General features: G+C 54.1%; 25 protein-coding genes. 9 read left to right on the forward strand and 16 right to left on the reverse strand.

Annotation, left to right across the window (positions count from 1 at the left end):
• Positions 1-78 precede the first annotated feature (78 nt).
• From tsaD to folK, 3 genes are read left to right on the forward strand one after another with little or no spacing between them, the layout of a single operon-like run.
• Positions 79-1,107 carry a tRNA (adenosine(37)-N6)-threonylcarbamoyltransferase complex transferase subunit TsaD gene (tsaD, locus tag IE090_RS03475; RefSeq protein ID WP_189386961.1) on the forward strand — a complete coding sequence of 343 codons (1,029 nt, stop codon included), beginning with the start codon at positions 79-81 and terminating at the stop codon, positions 1,105-1,107.
• Positions 1,107-1,463: a dihydroneopterin aldolase gene (gene folB / locus IE090_RS03480; RefSeq protein WP_189386962.1), complete on the forward strand. Its 357-nt coding sequence runs from the start codon at positions 1,107-1,109 to the stop codon at positions 1,461-1,463. Before tsaD ends, folB begins: the two co-directional genes overlap by 1 nt.
• A complete protein-coding gene (gene folK / locus IE090_RS03485; protein ID WP_189386963.1) occupies positions 1,460-1,978 on the forward strand; it encodes a 2-amino-4-hydroxy-6-hydroxymethyldihydropteridine diphosphokinase in 519 nt (172 codons plus the stop codon). Before folB ends, folK begins: the two co-directional genes overlap by 4 nt.
• On the opposite strand, the gene IE090_RS03490 is transcribed toward folK, so the two are convergent.
• Together IE090_RS03490 and traF are read right to left on the reverse strand one after the other, a co-directional pair.
• Positions 1,969-3,192 carry a multifunctional CCA addition/repair protein gene (locus IE090_RS03490; protein WP_189386964.1) on the reverse strand — a complete coding sequence of 408 codons (1,224 nt, stop codon included), beginning with the start codon at positions 3,190-3,192 and terminating at the stop codon, positions 1,969-1,971. The genes folK and IE090_RS03490 overlap by 10 nt on opposite strands.
• A 63-nt stretch (positions 3,193-3,255) precedes the next feature.
• On the reverse strand, positions 3,256-4,899 hold the full coding sequence (gene traF, locus IE090_RS03495; protein ID WP_189386965.1) for a conjugal transfer protein TraF: 1,644 nt from the start codon (positions 4,897-4,899) through the stop codon (positions 3,256-3,258).
• Between the two features lie 174 nt (positions 4,900-5,073).
• Between traF and IE090_RS03500 the strand changes: the two genes are divergently transcribed.
• Complete coding sequence (locus IE090_RS03500; RefSeq protein ID WP_189386966.1) at positions 5,074-5,661, forward strand: LPP20 family lipoprotein; 588 nt, start codon at positions 5,074-5,076, stop codon at positions 5,659-5,661.
• Between the two features lie 11 nt (positions 5,662-5,672).
• Positions 5,673-6,866, forward strand: a complete 1,194-nt coding sequence (locus IE090_RS03505) for a flagellar assembly protein FlgT (protein ID WP_189386967.1) — start codon at positions 5,673-5,675, stop codon at positions 6,864-6,866.
• A 47-nt stretch (positions 6,867-6,913) separates the two neighbouring features.
• Here IE090_RS03505 and IE090_RS03510 read toward each other — a convergent pair whose 3' ends face one another.
• The 10 genes from IE090_RS03510 to IE090_RS03555 all read right to left on the reverse strand — a co-directional run bounded on the left by IE090_RS03510 (position 6,914) and on the right by IE090_RS03555 (position 19,020).
• Positions 6,914-8,419: a SpoVR family protein gene (locus IE090_RS03510; RefSeq protein ID WP_189386968.1), complete on the reverse strand. Its 1,506-nt coding sequence runs from the start codon at positions 8,417-8,419 to the stop codon at positions 6,914-6,916.
• Positions 8,420-8,428: 9 nt separating this feature from the next.
• Entirely contained in the window at positions 8,429-9,712 is a 1,284-nt protein-coding gene (locus tag IE090_RS03515; RefSeq protein WP_189386969.1) for a YeaH/YhbH family protein, read from the reverse strand.
• 65 nt (positions 9,713-9,777) lie between these two features.
• The gene (locus IE090_RS03520) at positions 9,778-11,700 is read right to left on the reverse strand and encodes a PrkA family serine protein kinase (protein ID WP_189386970.1); all 1,923 of its coding nucleotides are present in this window, start codon (positions 11,698-11,700) and stop codon (positions 9,778-9,780) included.
• A gap of 305 nt (positions 11,701-12,005) precedes the next feature.
• Positions 12,006-12,329, reverse strand: coding sequence for a thiosulfate sulfurtransferase GlpE (gene glpE, locus IE090_RS03525; protein WP_189386971.1), 324 nt, complete (start codon positions 12,327-12,329; stop codon positions 12,006-12,008).
• Entirely contained in the window at positions 12,326-13,150 is an 825-nt protein-coding gene (locus tag IE090_RS03530; protein WP_189386972.1) for a symmetrical bis(5'-nucleosyl)-tetraphosphatase, read from the reverse strand. The genes glpE and IE090_RS03530 overlap by 4 nt, the downstream gene beginning before the upstream one ends.
• 7 nt (positions 13,151-13,157) lie before the next feature.
• Complete coding sequence (apaG, locus tag IE090_RS03535) at positions 13,158-13,538, reverse strand: Co2+/Mg2+ efflux facilitator ApaG/CorD (protein WP_189386973.1); 381 nt, start codon at positions 13,536-13,538, stop codon at positions 13,158-13,160.
• Entirely contained in the window at positions 13,528-14,352 is an 825-nt protein-coding gene (gene rsmA / locus IE090_RS03540; RefSeq protein WP_229815446.1) for a 16S rRNA (adenine(1518)-N(6)/adenine(1519)-N(6))-dimethyltransferase RsmA, read from the reverse strand. The genes apaG and rsmA overlap by 11 nt, the downstream gene beginning before the upstream one ends.
• Positions 14,353-14,355: 3 nt before the next feature.
• Positions 14,356-15,327 carry a 4-hydroxythreonine-4-phosphate dehydrogenase PdxA gene (gene pdxA, locus IE090_RS03545; protein WP_189386974.1) on the reverse strand — a complete coding sequence of 324 codons (972 nt, stop codon included), beginning with the start codon at positions 15,325-15,327 and terminating at the stop codon, positions 14,356-14,358.
• A complete protein-coding gene (locus IE090_RS03550) occupies positions 15,327-16,613 on the reverse strand; it encodes a peptidylprolyl isomerase (RefSeq protein WP_189386975.1) in 1,287 nt (428 codons plus the stop codon). The genes pdxA and IE090_RS03550 overlap by 1 nt, the downstream gene beginning before the upstream one ends.
• On the reverse strand, positions 16,603-19,020 hold the full coding sequence (locus IE090_RS03555; protein WP_189386976.1) for an LPS-assembly protein LptD: 2,418 nt from the start codon (positions 19,018-19,020) through the stop codon (positions 16,603-16,605). The genes IE090_RS03550 and IE090_RS03555 overlap by 11 nt, the downstream gene beginning before the upstream one ends.
• A 124-nt stretch (positions 19,021-19,144) precedes the next feature.
• Between IE090_RS03555 and IE090_RS03560 the strand changes: the two genes are divergently transcribed.
• Genes IE090_RS03560 through djlA form a run of 3 tightly spaced genes read left to right on the forward strand, consistent with a single transcriptional unit; the run spans position 19,145 to position 21,657 of the window.
• On the forward strand, positions 19,145-20,173 hold the full coding sequence (locus tag IE090_RS03560; RefSeq protein WP_189386977.1) for an aminoglycoside phosphotransferase family protein: 1,029 nt from the start codon (positions 19,145-19,147) through the stop codon (positions 20,171-20,173).
• Between the two features lie 5 nt (positions 20,174-20,178).
• Entirely contained in the window at positions 20,179-20,829 is a 651-nt protein-coding gene (murU, locus tag IE090_RS03565; RefSeq protein WP_308428489.1) for an N-acetylmuramate alpha-1-phosphate uridylyltransferase MurU, read from the forward strand.
• Between the two features lie 15 nt (positions 20,830-20,844).
• The gene (gene djlA / locus IE090_RS03570; protein ID WP_229815449.1) at positions 20,845-21,657 is read left to right on the forward strand and encodes a co-chaperone DjlA; all 813 of its coding nucleotides are present in this window, start codon (positions 20,845-20,847) and stop codon (positions 21,655-21,657) included.
• Between the two features lie 18 nt (positions 21,658-21,675).
• Here djlA and arfB read toward each other — a convergent pair whose 3' ends face one another.
• Together arfB and trhA are read right to left on the reverse strand one after the other, a co-directional pair.
• Positions 21,676-22,116 (reverse strand): alternative ribosome rescue aminoacyl-tRNA hydrolase ArfB, encoded by a 441-nt coding sequence (gene arfB, locus IE090_RS03575; protein ID WP_189386980.1) that lies wholly within the window; start codon positions 22,114-22,116, stop codon positions 21,676-21,678.
• Positions 22,116-22,769, reverse strand: a complete 654-nt coding sequence (gene trhA / locus IE090_RS03580; RefSeq protein ID WP_189386981.1) for a PAQR family membrane homeostasis protein TrhA — start codon at positions 22,767-22,769, stop codon at positions 22,116-22,118. The genes arfB and trhA overlap by 1 nt, the downstream gene beginning before the upstream one ends.
• A gap of 69 nt (positions 22,770-22,838) precedes the next feature.
• Here trhA and IE090_RS03585 point away from each other — a divergent pair, with 69 nt between their 5' ends.
• Positions 22,839-23,135 carry a GIY-YIG nuclease family protein gene (locus IE090_RS03585; RefSeq protein WP_189386982.1) on the forward strand — a complete coding sequence of 99 codons (297 nt, stop codon included), beginning with the start codon at positions 22,839-22,841 and terminating at the stop codon, positions 23,133-23,135.
• A gap of 45 nt (positions 23,136-23,180) precedes the next feature.
• On the opposite strand, the gene IE090_RS03590 is transcribed toward IE090_RS03585, so the two are convergent.
• Positions 23,181-23,918: a substrate-binding periplasmic protein gene (locus IE090_RS03590; protein ID WP_189386983.1), complete on the reverse strand. Its 738-nt coding sequence runs from the start codon at positions 23,916-23,918 to the stop codon at positions 23,181-23,183.
• Between the two features lie 26 nt (positions 23,919-23,944).
• Positions 23,945-25,474: a methyl-accepting chemotaxis protein gene (locus tag IE090_RS03595; RefSeq protein WP_189386984.1), complete on the reverse strand. Its 1,530-nt coding sequence runs from the start codon at positions 25,472-25,474 to the stop codon at positions 23,945-23,947.
• Between the last annotated feature and the right edge of the window lie 32 nt (positions 25,475-25,506).

The raw sequence follows: 25,506 nt of genomic DNA on the forward strand, positions 1-25,506 counted from the left end.
AGGATTGCAAAACCTCTGCGTGGATTTTAACCGCTTGGCCGCGTATCATTGCCGCCCTTGCAGATATCGGGGGCCTGTATGCGGGTATTGGGGCTGGAAACCTCCTGTGATGAAACAGGAATTGCGCTGTACGACAGCGAACATGGCCTGCTGGGCCATCGCGTGTATTCGCAGATTCACGTGCACGCCGAATACGGTGGCGTGGTGCCAGAGTTGGCCTCGCGTGACCACATTCGCAAAGCACGGCCGCTGATTAATGAAGTGTTGGCCGAAGTTGGCTTAACGCTGCAGCAGGTAGATGGCATCGCCTTTACCTCTGGCCCTGGCTTGGTCGGCGCCCTGTTGGTGGGCGCTTGCATTGGCAACAGCTTGGCTTGGGCACTGAATATTCCTGCCATTGGTGTGCACCACATGGAAGGCCATTTATTGGCGCCCATGCTGGAAGAAGAACAACCTGACTTTCCTTTCATTGCGCTGCTAGTCTCGGGTGGCCACACCCAATTGGTCAAAGTAGCAGGCATTGGCCGCTACGAGTTGCTGGGTGAATCGCTGGATGATGCCGCCGGCGAAGCCTTCGATAAAGCCGCCAAAATGATGAATTTGCCTTACCCTGGGGGGCCTGCACTGAGTGCCTTGGCCGATCAGGGCGATGCGCAGCGCTTTGCCTTCCCGCGACCCATGACCGACCGCCCGGGGCTGGATTTCAGCTTCAGTGGTCTGAAAACCTTTGCCCGCACCACCATTCTCAATTGCGCCGTCGACGGTGTATTGGCCGAGCAGGATAAAATCGACATTGCCGCTGGTTTTCAGGCCGCCGTGGTCGATACCCTGGCGATTAAATGCAAGCGTGCGATGCAGCAAACCGGTGTAAATCGCTTAATCATCGCCGGTGGTGTCGGCGCTAACCGTCAGCTGCGCGCTAAGTTGCAAACGACGGCGCAGCAGATGGGCGGGCGGGTCTATTATCCGCGGCCGGAGCTGTGTACGGACAACGGCGCCATGATTGCCTACGCCGGCACGCAACGACTGCTGGCGGGCCAGTACAGCGATTTGGCGGTACAAGTGGTACCGCGTTGGCCGCTGACCGATTTGCCGGCGGTGAACTGATGGACAGCGTGTTTATTCACGGCTTAAGCGTGGATGCGGTGATTGGCGTATTTGAGTGGGAAAAACAGCTGCAGCAGCCGCTGATTTTTGATTTGGAAATGGCCTGGGATATTCGCCAGGCGGCCGCCACCGATGATTTGCAATACGCGCTCAATTATCAGGCGGTCACTGAGTTCATCGAACACTTTGTTGGCAGCCAGCAGTTTGAGTTGTTGGAAACCTTACTGGAGCAGTTGGCGGCGGGGTTGCGCCAGCAATTTGCCATTCCCTGGCTGAGCATTCAGGTGCAAAAACCGGCGGTAGTCCCGCAGGCGCGAGCCGTGGGGCTAAAAATAGAGCGTGGAGACAAGCCATGAGTCAGCGCATTTTTCTCGGCCTGGGCTCCAACATTGATGCCGAGCGCCACTTGCGCCAAGGCATTGATACATTGGCGCAACGCTACCGCTTAATACAGGAATCACCTTGGTACGCCTCACCTGCGGTGGGGTTTGATGGCCCTGAGTTTATCAACTTGGTGGTGGTCATAGAGGCGAGCGATTCACCGGCGGCTTTGGCTAAGGCGCTAAAGCAGATAGAGTTCGATTTTGGTCGCCCCAAAAACGCCAGCAAATACTCCTCGCGCGCCCTGGATATCGACATCTTGTTGATCGACGATCTGTGTGGCAGCTGGCCCACCGACTACGGCACCCTGACGCTGCCACGCGATGACATTTGGCGTTATGCCTTTGTGTTGCGTCCGCTGTTAGACATTGCCCCACACGCGCACTGTCCATTGCGTCAACAGCCTTTGAGCTTGGATTGGCCCGCCCTGAGCGAGCAGCCGTTGCGGCAGCTGACGCCGGCCTGGCAGCCCTGCAGCGCTCAGGCTTGAGCGCGCCACGCCTTTAACGCCTGTAGGCGCGCTTGCTGCACCGCTTGGCCAATCTCTGGGCCTTTCATTTCTGGCGTAATGACATCTTGGGTCTTAATCGCACTGGCGCAATCCAATGCCTGCTGGCAGTAATCGCGCTGTGGATAATCGCATTGCTCCAGCCCAGTACGGCCGCGGGCGTCACACTGGCAAGCCAGTAAAAACTCGGCAAAGCGCTCTGGCCGACGCCAAGCGTCGGTTTGTTGAAACAGCTTCAATAAAGTCTCAGGCCTCAGTTCAAAAGCGCGATGCACATGGGTGTGAAACTCGGTGGTGAGTTCCGCCAGTTTTTTCAGCTCGTTCGGTACCTTTAACCGTTGCTGCAATGCTTTCAGCGGTTTTAAACCGCGCTTCTCGTGACCGTGGTGCTTGGGCCATTCGCTCGCTGGTGTGAGCGCCTTGCCAACATCATGGGTCAAGGCCGCCCAGCGCACTGCCAGGCTGGCGTCTGCATCGACGGCGGCTTGCAAGCACAGCAAGGCGTGAATGCCGCAGTCGATTTCCGGATGGTGTTGCTCCGGCTGGGGTACGCCAAATAAACGCGCCAGCTCAGTAAACCAAACGCTTAGGGCACCACAGTCGTGCAGCACCTGAAAATAGGTCGGTGGGTGCTGGTCGAGCAGGGCGCGCTGGGTTTCTTGCCACACGCGCTCGGCGACGAGGTGCTCCAGCTCGCCATTGGCACACATGTGTTGCATCAGCGCTTGGGTTTCTGCGGCGATGGTAAAGCCCAGGGGCTGTAAGCGGGCGGCAAAGCGCGCAACGCGCAACACACGCAATGGGTCTTCGGCAAACGCATCGGATACATGGCGCAGCACTTTATTGTGTAGGTCGCGCTCGCCGCCGTAAGGGTCGATGAGTTGCTGCTGGTCATCGAGGGCCATGGCGTTGATGGTGAGGTCGCGGCGCAGCAGGTCTTGCTCAAGGGTGATGTCAGGACTAAAGCGACAATCAAAGCCTTGATAGCCCTGGCCGGTTTTGCGCTCGGTGCGCGCTAGGGCGTATTCCTCGTGCGTTTCGGGGTGCAGGAACACCGGAAAGTCGGCCCCTACTTGCTGATAGCCAGCGCTGAGCATGTCGTCGACGGTGGCACCCACCACGACCCAATCACGGTCTTTTACCGCACGTTGCAACAGGCGGTCACGCACGGCACCGCCGACCAGATAAATCTGCATAGCACTCTCTTTGTACTCATAAAAACGGCCGCAGATGCGGCCGTGGCAGTGTAGCGGCGAGCGCTAGAAGTAGAAACCGGTTTCCAACGCGACGCCGGCTTCTTTTTCCAGTTTGGAGGGGTTGGCCATGGCGGCGACATCCAGGTGAATGCCAAAGGGTGAAATACCAAAACCGAATGAGACCACATCGGAATCCGTGGCCGCTATGTTGGCGCGGTAGCCGCCACGCAGTTGTACGGTATCCCACAGGTCAAACTCGGCACCAAAGGCGATGTACTGGGTGGGGTCTTCGTAGGCGACGGGGTCGTTTTCGAGTAAGTCCAGATCCAGCGCTAAGGTGGTGGTGTCGTCGCTGTAGGCTAGGCCCGCTCGGTACTGCGGATCGAGGCTGACACTGCCTCCCTCTACCACGGCCAACTCATCGCCAATAATGCCGGTGCGTACCGGCGCACTTTGATAGTCATAGTCGCCGCCTAATAGGTTTTTGATGACTAAGCCGGCGGTCAGGCTGTCGTCTGGGCCAAAGCGCATGGAGGCACCGACGTCCAGATTGAAGGAGGAGTAGTCTTCACGTGTGTCTTCAAAGTCATCGATCTCGATTTCTTCTTCGTTGTCGACTTCAGACACATAATGGTAGGTCGAGATTTTTTGTAACTTAGGCGTGATGCCAATGGCGACAGGGCGCTCTGCCAAGGTGAACTCGCGTGCAAAGGACACGCCGACTTCGGCGATGGTGGCGGCAATGATTTCTACGCGTGAGTCCAGGTCTGGGTCGGCGGCGTTATCGGTGAGCTGGCCATTGCGGAAGATTTCAACGCCTTGATCCGAGGTGTAATCAAACCCCAATACTGCTTCTAAGTCTTGCTCCAGATCGGGCACACCATTGTTATCGTCATCGCGATTCAGCTCGGCGAGCAAAATCACTTCTGGCGTTGCACTGCCCTGAGCGCGCTCGACGGTGCGCCCGACATCGGCGTTGATATCACGCGCAAGCTGAGAGTATTTCAGTCCCGCTGGTGCGTAGGCATCGATTAAACCGAGGTCATTGTCAGAGAACAGCGCTCGGCCGGAAAACAGCGCATGACCGCGAACGCTAACGGCAGCAGCAAATTCCTTACCGGGAAAGGCCATTGCTGCCGAGGCGCCTAGGCGTCCACTCACTGGGTGGCCGGAGATAGAACGCAGCGCACTGCTGAGCTGGCCGGCGACGTCATCGACATCGTTGAGGCTGGCTTGCACATCATTCAGGGCGTTATCCAAGTTGGTGCTGGCCGTTGCCAAGTCATCCAGTCGTTCATCGACATCCAGGTTGCCATTGAGGGCCTGTTGAACGGCGACGTCAAAGGCGCGCACGGCTTGATCCAAAGCATCGATATGTTCTTCAAAACCGACCATTTGGCTCTCGCCATCCAATAAGCGCTCCAGCTCCGGTTGCAGCTCATCACTGATGTCTTCGGCGGTTGAGGCCAGTTCTTCTTCATCTCTAACCTGTACTCCCAGCTGCGGGAAAATCAGGGCGAAATCGTCTTCGGCGTTTGCTTGGGACAGCAACGACGGGTTGTAGGCCGGCGCGTGAGCACGCTGGGCACTGGCCACGCCCGTTTGTCCCATGGCCATACCACGGGCATCCAGCGGCATGAATGGCGCTGCTTGGGCAATGGGAGTGGCGAGCACAATAGCGGTGGTCAGGAGCGAGGGTCGAAGCATGGTGATGATCCTTGGTGTTTTATCCTGCTGTCAGCTTAGTCGCTGAACGCGGTGGCTGTCAGTTGGCTAGCTCACAGCGTGGCAGTCTGGCTCGGAAGAAATCGAAAGATCGCTCAATATTTATGGTTTGCCGCCGATAGCTAGTGCAGATGAGATGACGTTAGGAGAAACCCGATGAAATGGCCCCTTGCACTGTTATCGGCGACCACGGTCGCGCTGACGGGTTGCTCTGGGTTGTTGATGAGCGATCAACAACAGCAGGGTCCGAATGCTTTTTTTCAGCCGGTGGAACAGCAAGCCGATCCGATTGCGCCCATGACGCTGCGTGTGGTGGGCTACGGCGCAATTGAGCACAACAAAAAACAAAGCGCGGTACAGCGTCGGCTGATGGGTATTCGCGCTTCCAAAATAGATGCCTTTCGATCGATGGCAGAGCGGGTTTATGGCATGCAGTTATCAGGCTCGACCACGGTGCGCGATATGGTGGTGCAGAATGATCGCTTTCGTACCTATGTCGATGCCTACATGCATGGCGCGCGGGTGATCTCCAGCGATATCTTGCCAGACGGCAGTGTTGAAACCGTGTTGGAGATGACCATCGATCAGGGCTTTCGTAACTGCTTGCAGACCACCGACCGGCAGCGCTTTCACGTCGATTGCCGAGTACCGCTGGCCAACAATAATCAGTACGCCGGCATGCAGAAGCGGCGCATTGAACAAGAAAACAGCAGCCCGGATAGCGGCTTTTACTTTATTGAATAGGAGGCTGAGCCATGTCTTCACAGCTGATAATCATCCTACTGTGGGCGGCAGCCAGCACCGTTCAGGCCTTATCGGTTGAAGTGGTTGGCCGGGCGGAGATTGGTAATTCCGTTTCTTACAGTCGCACCATGGCGCTGGAAGATGCCATGCAACGTGCCAGCTTGCGCGCTGGTGCGCAGGTCAGCAGCACCCAGCTGATGAGCAAGGGCGTGGTGGAACAAGACGATGTGCGCATTGCCAGTAGCTCGCGGTTAAGCAATGTCGAAGTGTTGTGGGAAGATCAACGCGATGGCCTTTATGAAGTCGCCATCAAGGCGGATGTTTCACCCCAGGCTATGTGTCCGGCCAGTACCCAGCGTTACCGCAAGGCGATCGCCGTGGCGGGCTTTGGCTTGGCGAATCCCACCGAGGCCTCAATGGGGGATTTGCACAACGTCGAACAGGCATTGCCCAGGGTACTGGTCAATAGCTTGAATGACCGTGGCGCGATTCATGCCTTTGATGCGACTCGCGTCAGCTTGTATCAAAACCCGCGTCGAGCACCGTCGACGGAAACCGCCCAGCAGCGCCTAACCACTTCCGTTGCATTGGCAACCCAGCTCGGTGCTCAGTATGTGGTGTCAGGTGTGGTGCGCAGCCTGGCGATGGTTGGAGAAGCCGGTGACTATGCTCGCCAAGGAGACAGTTGGCTGACCCTGATGGGCTTCGATGATGACGATCGCCGGCGCCAGTTTGTTGTCGATGTGTTTGTCCACGATGGTTTAAGCGGGGCGATGTTGTTTCAGCGCTCTTATTCTACGGAAGGGGAATGGACGGCTGCCAGAACTGCCCGCCCAGGCTTTGCATCGCCGAAGTTCTGGCAAACACCTTATGGCGGCGAAGTACGTAATTTGCTGAGCGGCGTTATCGATGACATTGATGAAGTGCTGCGTTGCCAGCCCTTTATGGCGCGCATCGTCAAAGCACGCGGCCACCGTCTGCACATCGAAGCCAGCGCCGGCGCTGGAATTCGCCCAGGAGATACTTTTAAAGTGTATCGCACTGGTACGTTTTACAATCTCGACCTTGAACCGCGTACTGAGTTAACCGACATGGCGACGGAAGTGGTAGTTAAACAGGTTCAACCGCAGTTTGTGGTGGCAGAAATGCAATTAACTGCTGAGCACTTGGCCATCCAGCGCGATGATATGGTGATAGCTTGGTAATAAAAAACGGCCTCTGAATGAGGCCGTTTTTGGTGTTGATGAAGAGATCAAATATCATCCACGCTCATCGCTGGGCAGCTAAAGCGCTTGATCATGCGATCATCTTGGTAGCTTTCTAAATGGATATCAAAGCCCCAAAGAAAATGCAGGTGCTTGAGCACTTCATGCACATCTGACGATAGCGGCCGATTATCCAACATGGTGTGACGTAAGGTCATCGAACGATCACCCTGAATATCCACTGACACTACCTGAATGTTCGGCTCACGCACAGATAAGTCGTATTGACGCGCCAGCATATCACGCACGGTACGATAGCCGCCGTCATTATGGATTGCTTCGACTTTATAGTGAGGTTTTTCATCATCGTCATACAGGCTAAACAAGTGAAACTCACGAATTAAACGGGGTGATAAAAACTGCTGAATAAAGCTCTCGTCCTTAAAATTGCGCATGGCAAAATCTAGGGTTTGTAGCCAATCGCTGCCGGCAATATCAGGGAACCACTCTTTATCTTCATCGGTGGGGTTCTGGCAAATGCGTTGTAAGTCCCGGAACATGTTGAACCCGAGGGCGTAGGGGTTGATGCCACTAAAGTAAGGCGAGTCAAAATCTGGCTGAAAGACCACATTGGTATGTGACGTTAAAAACTCCATGATAAAACCATCGGTGACTTTACCTTGGTCGTACAAGTAATTCAGCAGTGTGTAGTGCCAGAAGGTGGCCCAACCCTCGTTCATCACCTGAGTTTGCCTTTGTGGATAAAAATATTGCGAAATTTTACGCACAATGCGTATCAGCTCGCGTTGCCACGGCTCTAGTAACGGAGCGTTTTTTTCCAAAAAGTACAACAGGTTTTCTTGGGGTTCCTCTGGGAATCGACGTCGCTTTTCGGGAGCATCGTCGGTTTGTTTTTGCGGCAAGGTGCGCCACAAATCATTCACTTGTTGCTGCAGAATGCTCTCTCGCTCTTGCTGGCGTGCTTTTTCTTCTGCTGCAGAAATGGGTTTAGGTCTGCGGTAGCGATCCACGCCGTAGTTTTGTAGAGCATGGCAAGCATCGAGAATGCGCTCGACCTCCTCTTGGCCATGGCGCTCCTCGCATTGACGAACATAATGTTTAGCAAACAATAGATAGTCGATGATGGAGCCGGCATCCGTCCAGGTACGAAACAGATAATTGCCTTTAAAAAAGGAGTTGTGGCCATAGCACGCATGGGCAATAACGAGTGCCTGCATGGGCAGGGTGTTCTCTTCCATCAGATAGGCAATACAGGGGTCTGAGTTGATCACGATTTCGTATGCTAGACCCATTTGCCCACGCTGGTAGCCTTTTTGGGTGGACAAAAACTGCTTGCCGTAAGACCAGTGGTTGTAGCCAATAGGCATGCCCACGGATGAATAGGCATCCATCATTTGCTCGGCACTGATGACCTCAATTTGGTTAGGGTAGGTATCCAGTCCAAAATGCTCGGCAGCTTTGGCAATTTCCGCGTCGTAACGCTCCAGCAGCTCGAAGGTCCAGTCAGATTCGGTAGAGATATAGTCGCTCATGTCTCACTCCTAACTCGCCTGCTGATATTCTTTGCGTGCGAATAGCTCACGAAACACCGGATAAATATCTCCAGCGTCACGAATCTGAGCCATAGCAAACTGATCACCATGTTGCGCTTGCACGCCTTTGTAAGCTTCCCACAGCGCTTGATGGTGATTGGGAGTGATCTCGATGTAAGCGAAGTATTGGACTTCGGGCAATAATTGCTGTTCGAGAATCTGTGAGCACAGTGGCGAATCGTCATCCCAGTTGTCGCCATCGGAGGCTTGAGCGGCATAAATATTCCATTCGCTGCTGTTATAGCGTTCTGCGACGACTTTCTGCATCAGCTTGAGTGCGCTGGAAACGATGGTGCCACCGGTCTCGCGTGAATAGAAAAACTCTTGCTCATCGACCTCTTTGGCACTGGTGTGGTGGCGAATAAATACCAGTTCTATGTGGTCGTAATTTTTCTCTAGGAATAGATACAATAAAATGTAAAAGCGCTTGGCAATGTCTTTGACATCCTGAGTCATGGAGCCAGAAACATCCATCAAGCAAAACATCACTGCTTTGCTGCTAGGGACTGGTACTTTGACCTGGTTGCGATAGCGTAGGTCCAGTTCGTCGATAAATGGCAAAGCTTTTAAGCGTTTTTGCAGCTCAGTGATTTGCTCATCGAGTGCGCTTATCAAAGCGGGGTCGTCGTTGCCTTGCTCCAGCAATGTTTGCTTCTCTTCCTCCAGTTGGCGTATTTTTCGACGTTTTCCTGCGCCCATGCCAATGCGGCGTGCATGGGCGTTGCGTAACGAGCGCACAATCGCCAAATTGTTAGGCGTGCCTTCAGAAACAAAGCCAGCCCGCATGGGCTTAAACTCTTTGGATTGGCTCAGAGTTTTTTTCACCATATTAGGCAGTTCGAGATCATCGAATAGATAATTCAGAAATTCTTCTTTGGTGATAAAAAAAGTAAAGTCATCTTCACCGTCACCTTGGTTGCTGGCTTGGCCGCTACCGCTACCAGAACCCCCCCCTTGATTGGGCTTTTCTAGTTCATCACCGGTATTAAACTCTTTGTTACCGGGAAAAACGCGGTGTTGTTTGCCGCCTTGGCCATGGGTAATCATGGGCTCGTTAATGCTGCGGGTTGGAATGCTGATATCTTCGCCGCGCTCCATGTCTGTAATCGAGCGCTTATTGACGGCGTCCGATACGGCGCCTTTGATATGCTCACGGTAGCGCTTTAAAAAACGCTGGCGGTTGACCATGCTTTTGTTCTTGCCGTTCAACCGGCGATCAATGATGTACGACATCGACTCCCCCTTAAGGCCTGCCTCCAGTAGGAAGCAGGCCTGCGTCAGGACTGTTGTCCTAGCGTTTATTGCGATTTGCGCACGCGTAAATACCATTCTGACAGTAAGCGTACTTGTTTTTCGGTGTAGCCACGCTCTGTCATACGAGCGACAAAATCATCATGTTTTTTCTGATCCTCAGATGAGGATTTAGCCGAGAATGAGATGACGGGCAGCAGGTCTTCTGTGTTGGAGAACATTTTCTTCTCAATCACAGAGCGCATTTTCTCATACGACTGCCATGATGGATTTTGACCATTGTTATTGGCGCGCGCACGCAGTACGAAGTTCACAATCTCATTGCGGAAGTCTTTAGGGTTACTGATGCCGGCAGACTTCTCAATTTTTTCCAGTTCTTCATTGATAGCGCTGCGATCGAGCATTTCGCCAGTTTCTGGGTCACGGTATTCTTGGTCTTGTATCCAGAAGTCGGCATAGGTGACGTAGCGGTCAAAAATGTTTTGGCCGTACTCAGCATAAGACTCCAGGTATGCTGTCTGAATTTCTTTGCCGATGAAGTTCACATACTCGGTGGCTAGGTATTCTTTGATAAAGTTTAAGTAGCGGTTGTGTACTTCTTCTGGGAACTGCTCTTGTTCAATGGCTTGTTCTAGTACATACAGCAAGTGCACTGGGTTGGCTGCCACTTCAGTAGAATCAAAATTAAAGACCCGTGACAGAATTTTGAAAGCAAAACGGGTAGAAATACCATTCATACCTTCATCGACGCCAGCCCCATCGCGATACTCCTGAATGGATTTTGCTTTGGGGTCGGTATCTTTAAGATTTTCACCATTGTAAATGCGCATCTTAGAATAGATGCTGGAATTCTCCGGCACTTTTAGTCGTGATAAAACTGTAAACTTAGCCAGCATTTTCAATGTGTCTGGAGCACAGTGAGCTTCTGCTAGAGAGCTGTTGGCTAGCAACTTCTCGTAAATTTTGACTTCTTCGTCAACGCGCAAACAATACGGTACTTTAACGATGTAGACACGATCTAAGAAGGCCTCATTGTTTTTGTTGTTTTTAAACGACTGCCACTCAGATTCATTCGAGTGCGCCAGAATAATGCCTTCATAAGGCATGGCGCCCATGCCCTCGGTGCCGTTGTAGTTGCCTTCTTGGGTCGCCGTCAGCAATGGGTGCAGCACCTTGATGGGTGCTTTAAACATTTCCACAAATTCCATCAGCCCCTGGTTAGCGCGGCACAGGGCACCGGAATAGGCATAGGCATCAGGATCATCCTGGGCATACTCCTCTAACTTACGGATATCAACCTTACCGACCAATGATGAAATGTCTTGGTTGTTTTCATCACCAGGCTCAGTTTTGGCGACCCCCACCTGATCCAGAATTGAAGGATAAAGTTTGACCACTTCAAACTTGCTGATATCGCCACCATACTCGTGCAAGCGCTTGACTGCCCAAGGGGACATAACGCGCCCTAGATAGCGTTTAGGAATGCCGTAGTCTTCTTCTAGAATCTGGCCGTCTTCATCAGGATCAAACAGCCCGAGTGGTGACTCAAATACAGGCGAGCCTTTAATGGCATAAAAAGGAATCTTTTCCATTAGCTGCTTGAGACGTTCAGCTAATGATGATTTACCACCGCCTACAGGTCCCAACAAATAAAGAATTTGCTTACGCTCTTCCAGCCCCTGAGCGGCATGGCGAAAGTAAGAGACGATATTTTCTACCGCTTCTTCCATACCGTAAAACTCAGAAAATGCTGGGTAGCGCTTGATCACCTTATTCATAAAAATGCGACTGAGGCGCAAGTCTCGGGAGGTATCGATCACCTCTGGCTCGCCAATGGCAGCTAACATGCGTTCAGCTGCGGTGGCGTACACCGAAGGGTCTTGCTTGCATAGTTCAAGGTACTGTTGGAGAGACATTACCTCTTCCTGTGTGGATTGGTACCTCTCCTGATAGCGATTGAATACGCTCATGGTCCACCTCTCTCGATGACGATGTAGTCACGTTTTTATACAAAGGCTCTGTTCAAAAATTCGATTGCCTACCATCAGTATGGTTCAGTTTTTCCCTGAACGACCAGTAATTTATAAATAAATTGAATATCGCTCAGGTAACATGTGTTCAGTTATGGTCTATGGCCTAACGACACAATACATCGCAATGCATCGAACGTGCCGCAACGGCAAAAATTACGAAAAGAATAGAGTCAGAGTTGTGGGGCACAAAAAAAACGGCACAAAGTGTGCCGGTTTATGAGGATAATTCTTGGCGGTTTACGTCAGCCTTTTTCGCATAGATCTGAGTGGCTAAGTTTCCACATTTCATAGCCACCATCGAGGCTGTAGGCTTCATTGAAGCCTTGTCCGGCCAGGTACTGAGCGGCGCCTTGGCTGGAGTTACCGTGGTAACAGCAGACAATCACGGGCTTAGTTTTGTCGGCTTGCGCCAAAAAGTCGTTGAGATTGTCGTTGTGCAAGGGTTGCGCACCTGTGATGTGACCGGCGGCGTAACTCATGGCATCGCGGATATCCACCACAACTGCTTGCTTACCTTCAATCATAGGGCGGGCATCGCTAATGCTTAGATGGCGAAATTGATTCATTCAGGTCTCCGTTGGTGAAGCGGGTGCGCACTGACCCGGAACCATTGCTGGTCGTCCAGGCGCAAAGCGGATAGCTGGCCGCCCCAGACGCAGCCAGTGTCCAGTGCAAAAACATCTTGGCAGTCGGTACGGCCTTCTAAGGCGGCCCAATGGCCGAATAACAAGCGAGTACCTGCACTCTGGCGCGGGTAACTAAACCAAGGGGCAAAGCCAGCGGGCGCTTTACCAACGCCTTCTTTAGCGTCCAAATTAAGGCGCCCTTGGGCATCAATAAAGCGCATGCGGGTGAGATAGTTGACGATCGAGCGCTGGCGATCAATGCCTTCTAGGTCGTTTTGCCAGCAGTCAGGCTGATTGCCGTACATGGCGGCTAAAAAGCTCGCTGCGTCATCGCCGCGCAATACGTGCTCAACCTCACGAGCCAGTTGCTGTGCTTGTTCAATGCTCCATTGTGGGGGCAAACCTGCATGGGTCATGCACCAGTTTTGCTCACAATGCAGCAGCGGCTGCTGACGAAGCCACAGCAGCAGTTGCTCGCCGTCGTCAGCATCGAAAATGGCTTGCAGCGTGTCCTTGCTCTTCAGAGTATGGCCGCCCAAGTGTACGGCGAGTAGGTGCAAATCATGGTTGCCCAACACCGTAATCGCGCTATCTCCTAACTGGCGGATATAACGCAGCACAGACAACGAATCTGGGCCGCGATTAACCAAGTCGCCCGCCAGCCATAGACGGTCGTGAGCTGGGTCGAATTGAGTTAGCTCCAGTAACCGCTGTAACGAGTTGTAGCAGCCTTGAATATCACCAATTGCATAGGTGGCCATAGTGCCCTCAGTTCAGTGCGTGTGGCATGGCAAGGGTGAAGACCGGAATGGTGGCATGAAACAGCTCACCGTCGTCGGCTTCCATGACATAATAGCCGCGCATACTGCCAACTTCGGTGCTGAGTACGGCACCGGAGGAGTAGTGGTAGGTTTCGCCAGGCTCGATGGTCGGTTGCTCGCCAACCACGCCTTCGCCGCTGACTTCCTGTACATCGGCATTGCCGTCGGCGATAAACCAGTGGCGGCTACGCAAGGTGGCGGCTTGATCGCCGTGGTTGCTGATGGCGATATGGTAGGCAAACACGTAGCGTTGCTCATCTTCTTCAGACTGGTCGGCTAGAAATTCGACTTCTACCTCAATTTCAATGTTATTGCCGTCATTGCTCATGAACTTCTCCGTTGGCGCTGATGGCATCGGCGATGCGTACATATTCTTCCAGTGTAATGCGCTCCGGGCGCAAACTGGGGTCGATGCCCAGAGCGCTGATGCGTTCAGCGTCGATCAATGTCTTCAGTGTATTACGTAGGGTTTTGCGGCGCATGCCAAATGCGTTGCGCACCACTTGCTCCAGCACTTTTACGTCTTGCGCTGGGTGCGGCAGTTGCTGGTGCGGCACCAGCCGAACAATGGCTGAGTCGACCTTGGGCGGTGGGTTAAACGAGCCAGGTCCGACGATAAATAATGGCTCTACCCGGCAATAGTACTGCGCCATGATGCCCAAGCGGCCGTAATCTGAACTGCCGGGGGCGGCGGCTAGGCGATCCACCACCTCTTTTTGCAGCATAAAGTGCATATCTTGCACTTGCTGGTGATGGCTGAGCAGATGAAAAATCAGCGGCGTTGAAATGTTGTAAGGCAGGTTGCCGACGATGCGCAATGGCTGCTCTTTGCCTGCGATCGTTCCGAAATCAAACTTCAGCGCGTCGCCTTCGTGAATGGTGAAATCCGGGTAGTTGAAGAACTTGGTGCGCAGGATCGGGATCAAGTCGCGGTCTAGCTCAACCACGTCTAAGCGTCCGGTTTCTTCCAGTAACGGCTCGGTAATGGCGCCAATACCTGGCCCGATTTCCACCAGCCGGTCCTGTGGCTGTGGATGAATGGCACGAATGATCTTGTCGATAACATGCTGATCGTGCAGAAAGTTTTGCCCGAAGCGTTTACGGGCTTTGTGGCCATGGGCCTTGGGAATGTGTTTTGCCATGCGTTATTGCGCCATGTGTGCGGCTACGTCGATGGCAGTGGCCAGGCTACCTGTATCGGCCTGACCGCTGCCGGCTAAATCCAGTGCGGTACCATGGTCTACCGAGGTGCGAACCAATGGCAGCCCCAAAGTAATGTTGGCTGCGCGGCCAAAGCCGTGAAACTTCAACACCGGCAGACCTTGGTCGTGGTACATCGCTAGGGTCGCATCTGCCTGTTGCAGGTGCTTGGGAGTATAGAGAGTGTCGGCCGGTAGTGGGCCGATCAGTTGCATACCGTCGGCGCGCAATTGTGCCAAGGTGGGTTCGATGATATCGAGTTCTTCGCGCCCCAAGTGCCCGTCTTCACCGGCATGTGGGTTTAACCCTGCGACCAGAATGCGTGGCTGCGGCAGGCCAAAGAAGCGTTGTAAGTCATGATGCAGAATACGGATCACACGGGTTAAACGCTCACTGGTGATGGCATCGGCGACCTGGCGCAGCGGCAAGTGGGTGGTCACTAAGGCAACGCGCAAATCTTGCGTGGCCAGCATCATCACCACTTCTTCCACGCCGCAAAAGTCGCGAAAGAACTCTGTGTGGCCACTAAATACATTACCGGCATCATTGATCACGCCCTTATGCACCGGGGCGGTGACAATGCCCTGCCAACGTCCATCCAGACACCCCTCGCCAGCCACCTGCAGCAGGCGCAACACATGACCTGCATTGACTGGGTCGAGCTTGCCCGGCTGCACTGGGTTGGCGGTCGGCACATCGACCAAGGTCAACTCGCCGGGTTTATTCGGGGCATGATGATGGTGATCATAGGGCCGCAACGTTAACGGCAGGCCCAGCTGTTGCGCGCGCTGCTGTAAGGTGCGCTGGCAACCCAGCACCACCCACTGCTGAGCCTGGGGATGCTGGGCTAGCTGAATGATCAGGTCTGGGCCGATGCCCGCTGGCTCGCCACAGGTTAGGGCCAGACGTATTGTCATTACAGTGCCTTGATGTCGACGTAGGCTTCGGCGCGGATTTTTCGCAACCAGATCGGCAACTCTTCTTCAAAGCGGCGGCTGTACAGCATTTGCCGCACTTGCTGGCGTTGCAGTTGCTCACCCACGTCGGTGTCGCGGCGCTCTTCAACCAGCAAAATATGCCAGCCAAATTGGCTGCGGAAGGGTGCGCTTACCGTTCCTGGCGTGATTTCTTGCATGGTTTGGTCGAAGGCTGGAACCATGTCGCCAGGACTAACCCAGCCGAGATCGCCGCCATTGGCACCGCTGCCGGGGTCATCACTGTACTCTTTCGCCAGAGCGATAAAGTCAGCGCCAGCTTTGGCGCGTTGGTACAGATCATTGATCAGAGCTTTGGTCTCTTCGGCGTCACGCAGCTCGTTGGCTTTCACCAGAATATGGCGGGTTTTGCTTTGGGTAATAATGCGCGTGCTGCCACCGCGTTTGTCGGTCAGCTTCACCAGATGAAAACCGCTGCTGGAGCGCACCGGCTGAGAGACTTCACCGATGCTTAACTTGGGCACGACTTGGGCAAAAATCCCAGGCAGTTGGGCTTCTTTACGCCAGCCCAACTCACCACCGTTGAGGGCGTTACGACCGGCGGACTCTGCAATGGCCAGCTGGCGGAAGTCAGCGCCCTGATTGAGTTGGCTAATCAGGTTTTGCGCTTTTTCTTCGGCGGCTTGAATGTCGGCCGGGCTGGCGGCTTCTGGTACAGACACCAGAATATGACTGAGCTCATACTCAGCCGCCGAGGTCATTTTGCCCAGTTCGGAGGCAAGAAAGTAGTCGATGTCTTGCTCTGAAATTTGCACCCGCTCACCCACTTGGAAGCGCTGCACGCGGCTGACGCGCATTTCATCGCGGATTTGCTCACGTGCCAGAGAGAAGGGCGTGCCTTCCGCCGCCATGGCTTGGCGAAACTGCGCCAGGCTCATGCCATTTTGCGCGGCAATGCGTTGCAGCGCATCGTTCAACTGCGCATCGCTGATGCGAATACCGGCGCGGTCGGCCATTTGCAATTGAATGCTTTCTACCACCATACGTTCCAGCACTTGCTTTCTCAGCACCTCGTCCGGTGGCAGTTGAGCGCCGGCGTTTTGTTGTTTGAGCATGGCCAGACGCTGCTGCAGTTCACTGGCCATAATGATGCCTTCATCGACCACCGCGACAACGCGGTCAATCGGTTGGGGTTTGGCCCAGCTCGGGGTGCCGACCAGGGTGGTCAGCAGCAGGCTTAGGCAAAGAAATAAGCGCTTAGTAGTCATGATATTGTCGTCTTGAGTATCCGAGTATGCTGTCTGTTAACAAGTCGTCGGTGCCGCTGCCAAAGGCGCCCAGGCCTTTTAACTGCAGGCGCAGCATAAAGCTGTAGTCTTTGTCCGTGCTGAAGCCGTCACTGAAGTCATCGCGAGTGGGTGAGGTTTCACGGTACAGCAGTTGCACCCGCCAGCAGCAGTTCTGGTATTCAACGCCAGCAATGGCTTCCAGTACTGGGTTAACGGGGCGCAGTTCACCGTCGTCATAGTCTCTCAGATCACGTAGCAAACGGCCAACTAGCGCCCAACGATCGTTGACTGACCAAAATAGGCCGGCGTCTAACTGACGGCTGTTAGTGATCACTTCATCGCTGTCTGACCGGTAGGATTTATCCGTGTTCCAACCGAGGTTAAATAAGCGGTTGGGGCTGGGTCGTAGGCGCAGGCCAAAGCGCTGTTGGCGGGCAAAGTCCTGGTAAGGGTCCCATTCTAGGGTGCTGTAGAGGCGCAACTCAGACAGAGGAGACCACTCCACTTCGGCCAGTGTGCTGGAGGTCGCGCGCTCGGCGGCCTCGCTGGCCGTCAGTTGCACGCGGCGGTCTTGCTGGTAGTAAATTCGCCCAAGGCTGGCGCGTAACCGCTCTTCACCCTGGTGATTGAGCCAGCGGCTGGTCAGCCCTAGGCTTAACTGATCGAGGTCGGCCAAACGGTCGTCGCCGGTAAAGCGATCACCGCTGAATAAACTGGCGTAAGAGACGGTGGTGGCGGCGGTGTCGAAGTTAGGTACCTGCAGCTGATCGTTCTGGTAGGGGCTTTTAACCCACAGCAAGCGTGGCTCCAGCGTTTGCAGGTGGCGCTTGCTGAACCAGTCGAACGGCCGTTCGAAGAACATTTCAGCATCCAGCGAGTAGCGCGCGACGCCATAGTTCAGTACCTCATCGGGTGCCTCTGCAGTGGCCAACCATTCTTCTTCTGGGCCGCTGAAGCGGTAGTAGCGGTAACGAAATTCAGCCTTAGGCTCAATCACGGCATAGGGCCAAAACAGTGGATAGCTCAGGGCAGTGTCGGCCACCCAGCGGTGAGCGTTCAGCGCATCAGCACCGCTCAGTGACTGCGTTTGCTCATTAATGACGGCCTCTTGATCACGGTGGAAGTGGCTGTACTGCACACGTCCTTGCCACTGCCATTGGTTAAAACGCAGCGGTTCGTAATTGAGCTCTAATTGCGGCAGGCGACGATAGGGGCGATTGCGCAGGGCGATGTTGTCATCCAGCGTTTGAAAGCTCTCGCCCAGCGCTCGAAAGCTGACATCGCCGCGCTGATAATTGATTTCACCACGGCGTGGCAGGTGGGTGGTGCGGTCAATGGCGCCGCCCGGGTTCATGTCTTTGAGGTAGTCGCCATCGCTGACGTTGTTATAGACCCAGCTATGGCGCCAATGCTCGCCCAGTGTGCCGCTTTGGCGATAGTTGATGCCCCAGCGCTCCTGTTTCTCGGTGGCGTCTTTATTGAGGTAAGCGTAATTCAGTTCGCCATCGCCCAGCGATTCGGTTTTGTGGCGCAGCTGACTTTCCCACAGCAGGCCACGGTCGAGAATGTGGTGCGGTGTAATGGTGGCATCCAGGTTGGGCGCCAAGTTGAGGTAAAACGGCAGGCGAATTTCTTCTGCTTGCAGGTTCTCGTTGAGGCTGAACTCTGGGTTAAGAAAGCCGGTCATGCGGCGATCGTCGATGGGAAAGCGATAATAAGGCAAATAAAACACCGGCACGCCGGCCAGGCGCAAGCGTGTATGCCAGGCGCTGCCCATGCCTGATTGCTGATCCAGGGTGAGTTCGCTGGCACGAATATCCCAATCGTTTTGGCCCGGTTCGCAGTAGGTAAAACTGGCCTGGTCGAGCTTCAGCGTACCGTCGGTCTGCAGCCGAATTTGCTCTGCCTGACCTCGCAGGTGCTGGCTGGGCAGTGCATATTCTGCGGCGATAATGTCGGTACGGCGCTGGCCGTCAGCTTGACTTAGGGTGGCGCGCTCGCCTTGCAACACTAGGTCTTTGCTGTCGTAGCGCACCTGACCGCGGAATTCACCTTCATTGAGGGAGCGAAACCAGTCGGCCTCATCGGCGGTCAAGCGCTGGCCTTGGCGGCTGAAAACCACGTCGCCGCGAAAGTACACGGCACCCGCGGCATCGGAGCTGGAACTGTCGGCTTCGAGCTCGATTTGATCACCGTCAATGCTGGGCAAGTTCGGTGTGACATACATACCGCTGCAGAACGCAGGTAACTGAGCTTGCTGCTCGCTGCTGAGCAACGCGCGCGGGTACCAGGATAACGGCTGTTCGGCGGGTGCAGGCGCTGCCATGGCGCTGCCAGCCAGTAGCAACCACACCAATGATGAACCTTTGGCAATATTACTGATCATGAGTGAGGATGGGCCGGTCCTGTGTCTGATGAATGTCGGCGATGTGTGCTACATTAGCGCGCAAAAGTCGTCGCCTAAGACAGCGCGGCGCCAATTCTAGAACGACTGAACCTGAGAGGCCAGCATGGATCCGCGACTACAAGCCGTCGCCGAGTGGGCTGCCGATGCTTTAAGGCAGCATTCTTCTGTCAATGTTGTGGCAGATCTGGAAGCCGTGGCAGGGGATGCCAGCTTTCGGCGTTATTATCGTTTACGTTATCGAAATCACAGTTGGATCGTGGTCGATGCCCCGCCCGAGCATGAAGACAGCCAACTGTTTATGCAGCTAGCCAAGCAATGGTACAGCCAGGGCGTGCGCGTACCGCAGCCTCTGGCCGCAGATACCGAGCGCGGCTTTATGTTGCTCGAAGACATGGGGGATACCTGGCTGTGGCATGCACTGCGCGAAGAGCCGCATGCCCAAGAAGGCATCAGTGGCTGGTATCGCCAAGCCATTGAGCAATTGTTGGCGCTGCAGCAGCTACCCACCCGTGAGCTAGCAGCGTATGACAACACACTGTTGCAGCGCGAAATGGCGCTGTTCCGTGATTGGTTGTGCCAGCAACACTTGCAGTTAGCGCTGAGCGAGGCGGAACTGGCCATGTTGCAGCGCACCTTTGATGCCTTGGCCGAGCGGGCGCTGGCACAGCCGCAAGTGGTCGTGCACCGTGATTATCACTCCCGCAATTTGATGGTGTTAGACGACGGAACCCTTGGTATTTTGGACTTTCAAGATGCCGTCGCCGGGCCGCCGACGTACGATTTGGTGTCGCTGCTGCGTGACTGCTATGTGCATTGGCCTGAGGCTTGGGTGGAGGAGCTGGCCGGTGAATACTGGGAGGCAGCGCGGCCTTTGGGCATTTATTTGGGCGATTGGAGCCGTTTTCGACAGGATTTCGACTGGATGGGGCTGCAGCGTCATTTGAAAGCGGCGGGGATTTTTGCACGCCTGTCGCTGCGCGATGGCAAGCACGACTACCTTAACGATATTCCCAATACTTGCCGTTATTTGCTGGCGGTTAGTCAGCGTTACGACGAGCTGGCCGACTTCCACCAGTGGTTGCACAGCCGGGTGATGCCAGTATTACCCAAGGAGGTTGGGGAAAGCGCTTGAAAGCGATGATTCTAGCCGCTGGGCGCGGTACTCGCATGGGCAGTTTGACCGATCACTGCCCCAAGCCGTTGCTCTCCGTCGGTCAGCAAACGCTGATCGAGCATCACATCGCAGCTTTGGCGGCGATGGGCATCAATGATGTCGTCATTAACATTTCTTACCTCGCCGACCGTATTCGCCAGCACCTGGGCGCTGGCGAGCGCTGGAGCCTGCGGCTGCATTATTCCTACGAGCCCGAAGCCTTAGAAACCGCCGGCGGCATTGTAAAAGCATTGCCTCTGTTGGGCAGTGAGCCGTTTCTGTTGGTCAACGGCGATGTCTTTCTGGCTCAGGGGCACCCTCAGGTTGAGCCGCTGGCGGCGGGAGACTTGGCACACTTATGGCTGGTTGATAACCCTGAGCATCACCCCGAAGGGGATTTTGGCTTGCGCCAAGGCCGAGTGGTGAGCACTGAGATCGATCGACTGACGTTTTCCGGTGTCAGTCTGTTGCATCCGGATTTGTTTGCAGGCATGGCGCCTGGGCCGCAACGCTTAGCTCCTGTGTTGCAGGAGGCCATCAACTCAGGCCGTGTCAGCGGTGAGTATTGGCAAAATGCTTGGTTAGATGTTGGTACGCCTGAGCGTTTACAGCAGGCACGCGCACTGTGTGGTTAACCAGGGAGAATGGGCATGTTTTGGCTAGGTAAGCTGTCGGGCGCCATGGTGGGGTTGGTCACGGGCGGACCGGTAGGGGCTTTGATTGGCAGCCTGGCGGGCCACCTGTTCGATAAAGCCTTGGGCCAAGCCTTATTAGGGCGTACTAATGCTCCCTTTACCAATGGCAGCGCTGCCTCGCGTGCCACCATTCAGCAGATATTCTTTCAGGCCACTTTCCGCACCATGGGGCGTTTGGCGAAGGTCGATGGCCGCGTTAGCGAAGCCGAAATTGCCGCCGCCACCCATGTGATGGAGCAAATGCAGCTCAGTGGTGCTCAGCGTCAGGCAGCGATCGATTGCTTTAATCAGGGCAAGCAAGCTGACTTTGATTTGAGTGACGATTTGAGCCGGCTTAAATCGGCTTTGTCGGCACACACCAGCTTGGCGCAGATGTTTCTCGAAATTCAGCTCAGCGTCGCCTACGCCGATGGCCAGTTGTCGACGGCAGAGCGACGCTTGTTTGAGCGCTTATGCCGGGCGTTGGGCATCAGTGCATTTCAGTTTGAATGGATTCACAGCCGGGTAAAGGCGGCCATGTCGGGTCGTGGTCGCCAGCAGCAAAGCCGCACCAGCCGCCAAAACTTGCGTGCGGCCTACGACATTCTCGGGGTTAAACCGGATGTCACCGATGCAGAGCTAAAACAAGCTTACCGCCGCCTGATGAGCCAACATCATCCGGACAAGCTGGTAGCGAAAGGGTTGCCGGAAGAAATGCTACGGTTGGCGAAAGAGAAAACCCAGCAAATACAAGAAGCGTACGATCAGGTCCGCAAAGCAAGGCGCTAGGTTGCGGCGTTACCCGGTTTACTCCATCCCAACCTTGCCACGCATTTTTTTGATCTGCCCTTGCTTGACCTTTTTATCCACCCGTCGCCGTTGAGCGGCTTTGCTGGGCTTGGTGGCAATGCGTTTTTTGCGCACCACATTGGCACTGCGCAACAGGCTTTGCAGGCGCCTTAGGGCGTCTTCACGGTTTTGTTCCTGGGTGCGGAACTGTTGCGCTTTAATGACCACCACACCGTCGGCGGTGATGCGTTGATCGCTGCGCGCTAGCAGTTGCTCTTTGTAGCTATCCGGCAAAGACGAGGCGCGAATATCAAAGCGCAAATGAATGGCACTGGCGACTTTGTTGACGTTTTGCCCACCTGCACCTTGAGCACGAATGGCGTGCATGTCGATTTCGCGCCAAGGAATTTGCACAGCGCGGGAAATAATTAACGGATCAGATAACTCAGCTTGAGCCATTACACCACCACAGTTGTTAACGAAAACGCCATTGCCCAAAAATGGCAAAAGGCGCCGCCAATGACAAATAAATGCCAGATCTCATGAAAACCAAACCAACGTGGCCAAGGGTCTGGCCAGCGTAAGGCATACACCACCGCGCCCACGCTGTAACTGATGCCGCCGTATAACAACCAATTCAAGGTGTCGTCTGGGATGCGCTCCAGTGCAGGGTAGATAAACACCACAGACCAGCCCATCAATACATACAACACGGTCGATAACCAACGCGGCGCATCCAGCCACACCAGTTTAAGCATGACACCGGCCAGTGCCAGCAGCCAAATGAAAGCCAGCAGCCCCCAACCCAAAGGGCCATTCAGTGGAATCAAACACACCGGAGTGTAGGAGCCGGCGATCATTAAAAATATCGCCATATGGTCCAAGCGTTTCAGCCAGGCAATCATTTGCTGGCTGCCATGCACCAGGTGATACACGGTACTGCTGACAAACATGATCAGCATACAGGCGCCAAATACGGCAAACGAAACACTGTGCCAAATGCTGCCATGCAAGGCTGCCTGAACCGATAAAATGCACAACGCCACTACGGCAAAAATAGCGCCGGCTAAGTGGGTCAGGCCACTGATAGGGTCGCGAAACACTTGATGCATATTACTCTTCTTCAGGGCCACCAAGGTCAGATACCATACGGTTTTTAAGAGGTGTTACAAGGGTAGGGCGTGCAGAGCTGGAGTGTGTATCTGGTGCAAACCGCAGACGGCAAGCTTTATTGTGGCGTCAGCACCGATGTTAAGCGGCGCTTTGCAGAGCACTGCAGCGGTAATGCGCGAGCAGCGAAAGCATTGCGTGGCCGCGGGCCATTGCAACTGGTGTATCACTTCCAAGCACAGAGTAAGCGCTCAGCCATGCAGCTGGAGTATCGGTTAAAGCGTTTACCAAAGTCGCGCAAGCAAGCGCTGGTGGAGGGACATTGGCAATTGTCTGAGTTGGAGCAGCAGTTGTTGGAGTTGACATAAAAAAGGCCCAGACAGGGTCTGAGCCTTATTGTTGCCGGAAATGAGTTACATGTTCTCCGCCAGAATGGCATCGACATCAATTTTGGTTAGGCCTTCGTTGAAAATCTTGGCCAACTCTTCACCCTCGGCGGTTTTCTTAAAGCAAATATGAATGTCTTTATCGTCTAATAGCTTGCTGTTAAAGCTGGCTTTGCTGGCCTTGCCTTGCAGTGATTTGTCGTTAGCAAATAAGTAGTTCATGACGTTTTTATCAATCACAGCCATATCCAAGCGACCGTTAATCACTTTAAGTAGGTTGTTCTTATCACTGATTACCGGCTCCACTTTTAAGGTGCCATCGGCCACCATGGCATCAAACTTGGCCTCGTTCACGTAATCCTGTACCACGCCAATGGAGAACTGTTTGAGGTCCTCGTGGCTGGTCCAAGTCACAGGATTGGCTGATTGCTCCACAAAACCCACCGGGCTTTTACCTAGGGAGTCAGAGTAAGTGAACTCTTGGGCGACGGCATCTGAGTAGTATTCTGGGAAGTAGCCAGCGTACTTGCTGCTGCCATCTTGCGCCAAGGCGACGGCGCGGCTCCAAGGGAAAAAATCGACTTTTAAAGTGTAGCCCATGGCTTCAAAAGCGGCTTTGGCTACGGCAACGGACGCCCCTTGGTTGGGCAACTCTTTACCCGAATAGGGTGGCCACCCGAGCGAGGTCAAATGCACGGTTTTTTCGGCCCAGCTGAAGCTGGTTAGCAACGTCAATGTCAGTAATAAAGCAAAGCGCTTAATCATAGCGACTCCTTAACGGATTAATGGTCTTACGAGGTTTTAAAACGCTGCATTTTTTCCTGCAGCTCAAGGGCAATTTCCATCGTGCCTGAGCTGACACCAGCGGTTTGGTTGGCTAGTTGCTCGGTGCTGTCGGCGTTATGGGAAATATTAACGATGTTTTGATTTAGCTCAGCGATGACCGAGCTTTGCTCGGAGGCAGCCTGAGAAATTTGTGAGTTCATGGTGTTGATTTGGTCCATATTGGTGGCCACCTCGCTGATGGCTTCACCAGCACGAGTGATTTTTTGCACACTGGTCTGGGCGTTTTCTGTGCCTTTTTGAATGGCGGCGCCGGCGTCTTCGGTGGATTTTTGCAGGCGTTCAATCATCTGGTTAATTTCTTCGGTGGATTGCTGAGTACGCTGTGCCAGAGTGCGCACTTCGTCGGCGACCACAGCAAAGCCACGACCTTGTTCACCAGCGCGGGCTGCTTCAATGGCGGCGTTTAATGCTAATAAGTTGGTTTGCTCAGCAATCCCCTGAATCACATCACTAACGGCGCCGATGTTTTCGCCTTCTTTCACGAGATTTTGAATAACGTCGGCGATCTGGCCGATTTCACTGGATAAAGCATTGATGCTATCAACAGCGGTATTAACGATGGAGTGGCTATCTTGGGCATTTTTATTGGCGTTGATTGCGGCATCCGCGGCTTGACGTGCATTTTGCGCCACCATGTCGGTGCTGCTGGAGAGCTCTGTGCTGGCGGACACCACTAGGTCAATTTCTGAGCGCTGGCTTTGCAGCTCGCCACGAATGTCCTCAACGTAGCCTTGACTTTCCTGTGATTTCGATGCCATCGCCGAGCCGGTTTGGCCTATATCTTCAATTAGGTCTGCTAGTTTGGCGACAAAGCCGTTAAATTCCCGCGCTACATTAGCCAGTTCTACCGCACCTGAGTCGCTCAGACGCTTGGTGAGATCGCCATCTCCTTCGGCAATGTCGTGAATGGCTTTGCGCACTTTATTTAGTGGAGCAATCACCGAGCCGCGGATGATAATGGTGATCAGTACCGAAGCGATGACCGCCAACAATACAACGCGGAATATCTCTAGCTGCAATGCTGAATCCAGTGCGGCGGTAACGCGATCTTTGTTGATGCCAATCACCAACTTACCGACTTCGCTTTCATCGCCATCGGCGCTGTAAATGAGTGGTTCAGAAAACTCGAGAGCATCGGTGTTGGCGCTGGTCTGACTGTCGACAATCTCACCGGCGGCGTTTTTGGCGCGCGTAGCAAAAATATCTTCATTTACCACCACTGTGATGCGATTGACGAAATCGGCTGCTAACTCTGCTTCGATGTTTTTAACCACCGTGTCCTGATCGAAGTTCCAGATAGGTAACGGCAAACTGCCTTGCAAGCGCTTAATGACGTTTTGGGCGTCCGCTTGCACTTCGTTTAATAGCCGTTGTTCTGTCTGCGAGTAATTGAAGGCGCCTAATAGCACCAGTATCAAAGTAATGCCGGCAACGATTTGCAGAATCGTCTTCAGCAACAGGCTATTCAAAGACATGGTGGCTTCACTTTTGCTCTCGGGTTTAACAG

Origin of the sequence: Bacterioplanes sanyensis (assembly GCF_014652515.1) — a bacterium.
GTDB lineage: Bacteria > Pseudomonadota > Gammaproteobacteria > Pseudomonadales > Oceanobacteraceae > Bacterioplanes > Bacterioplanes sanyensis.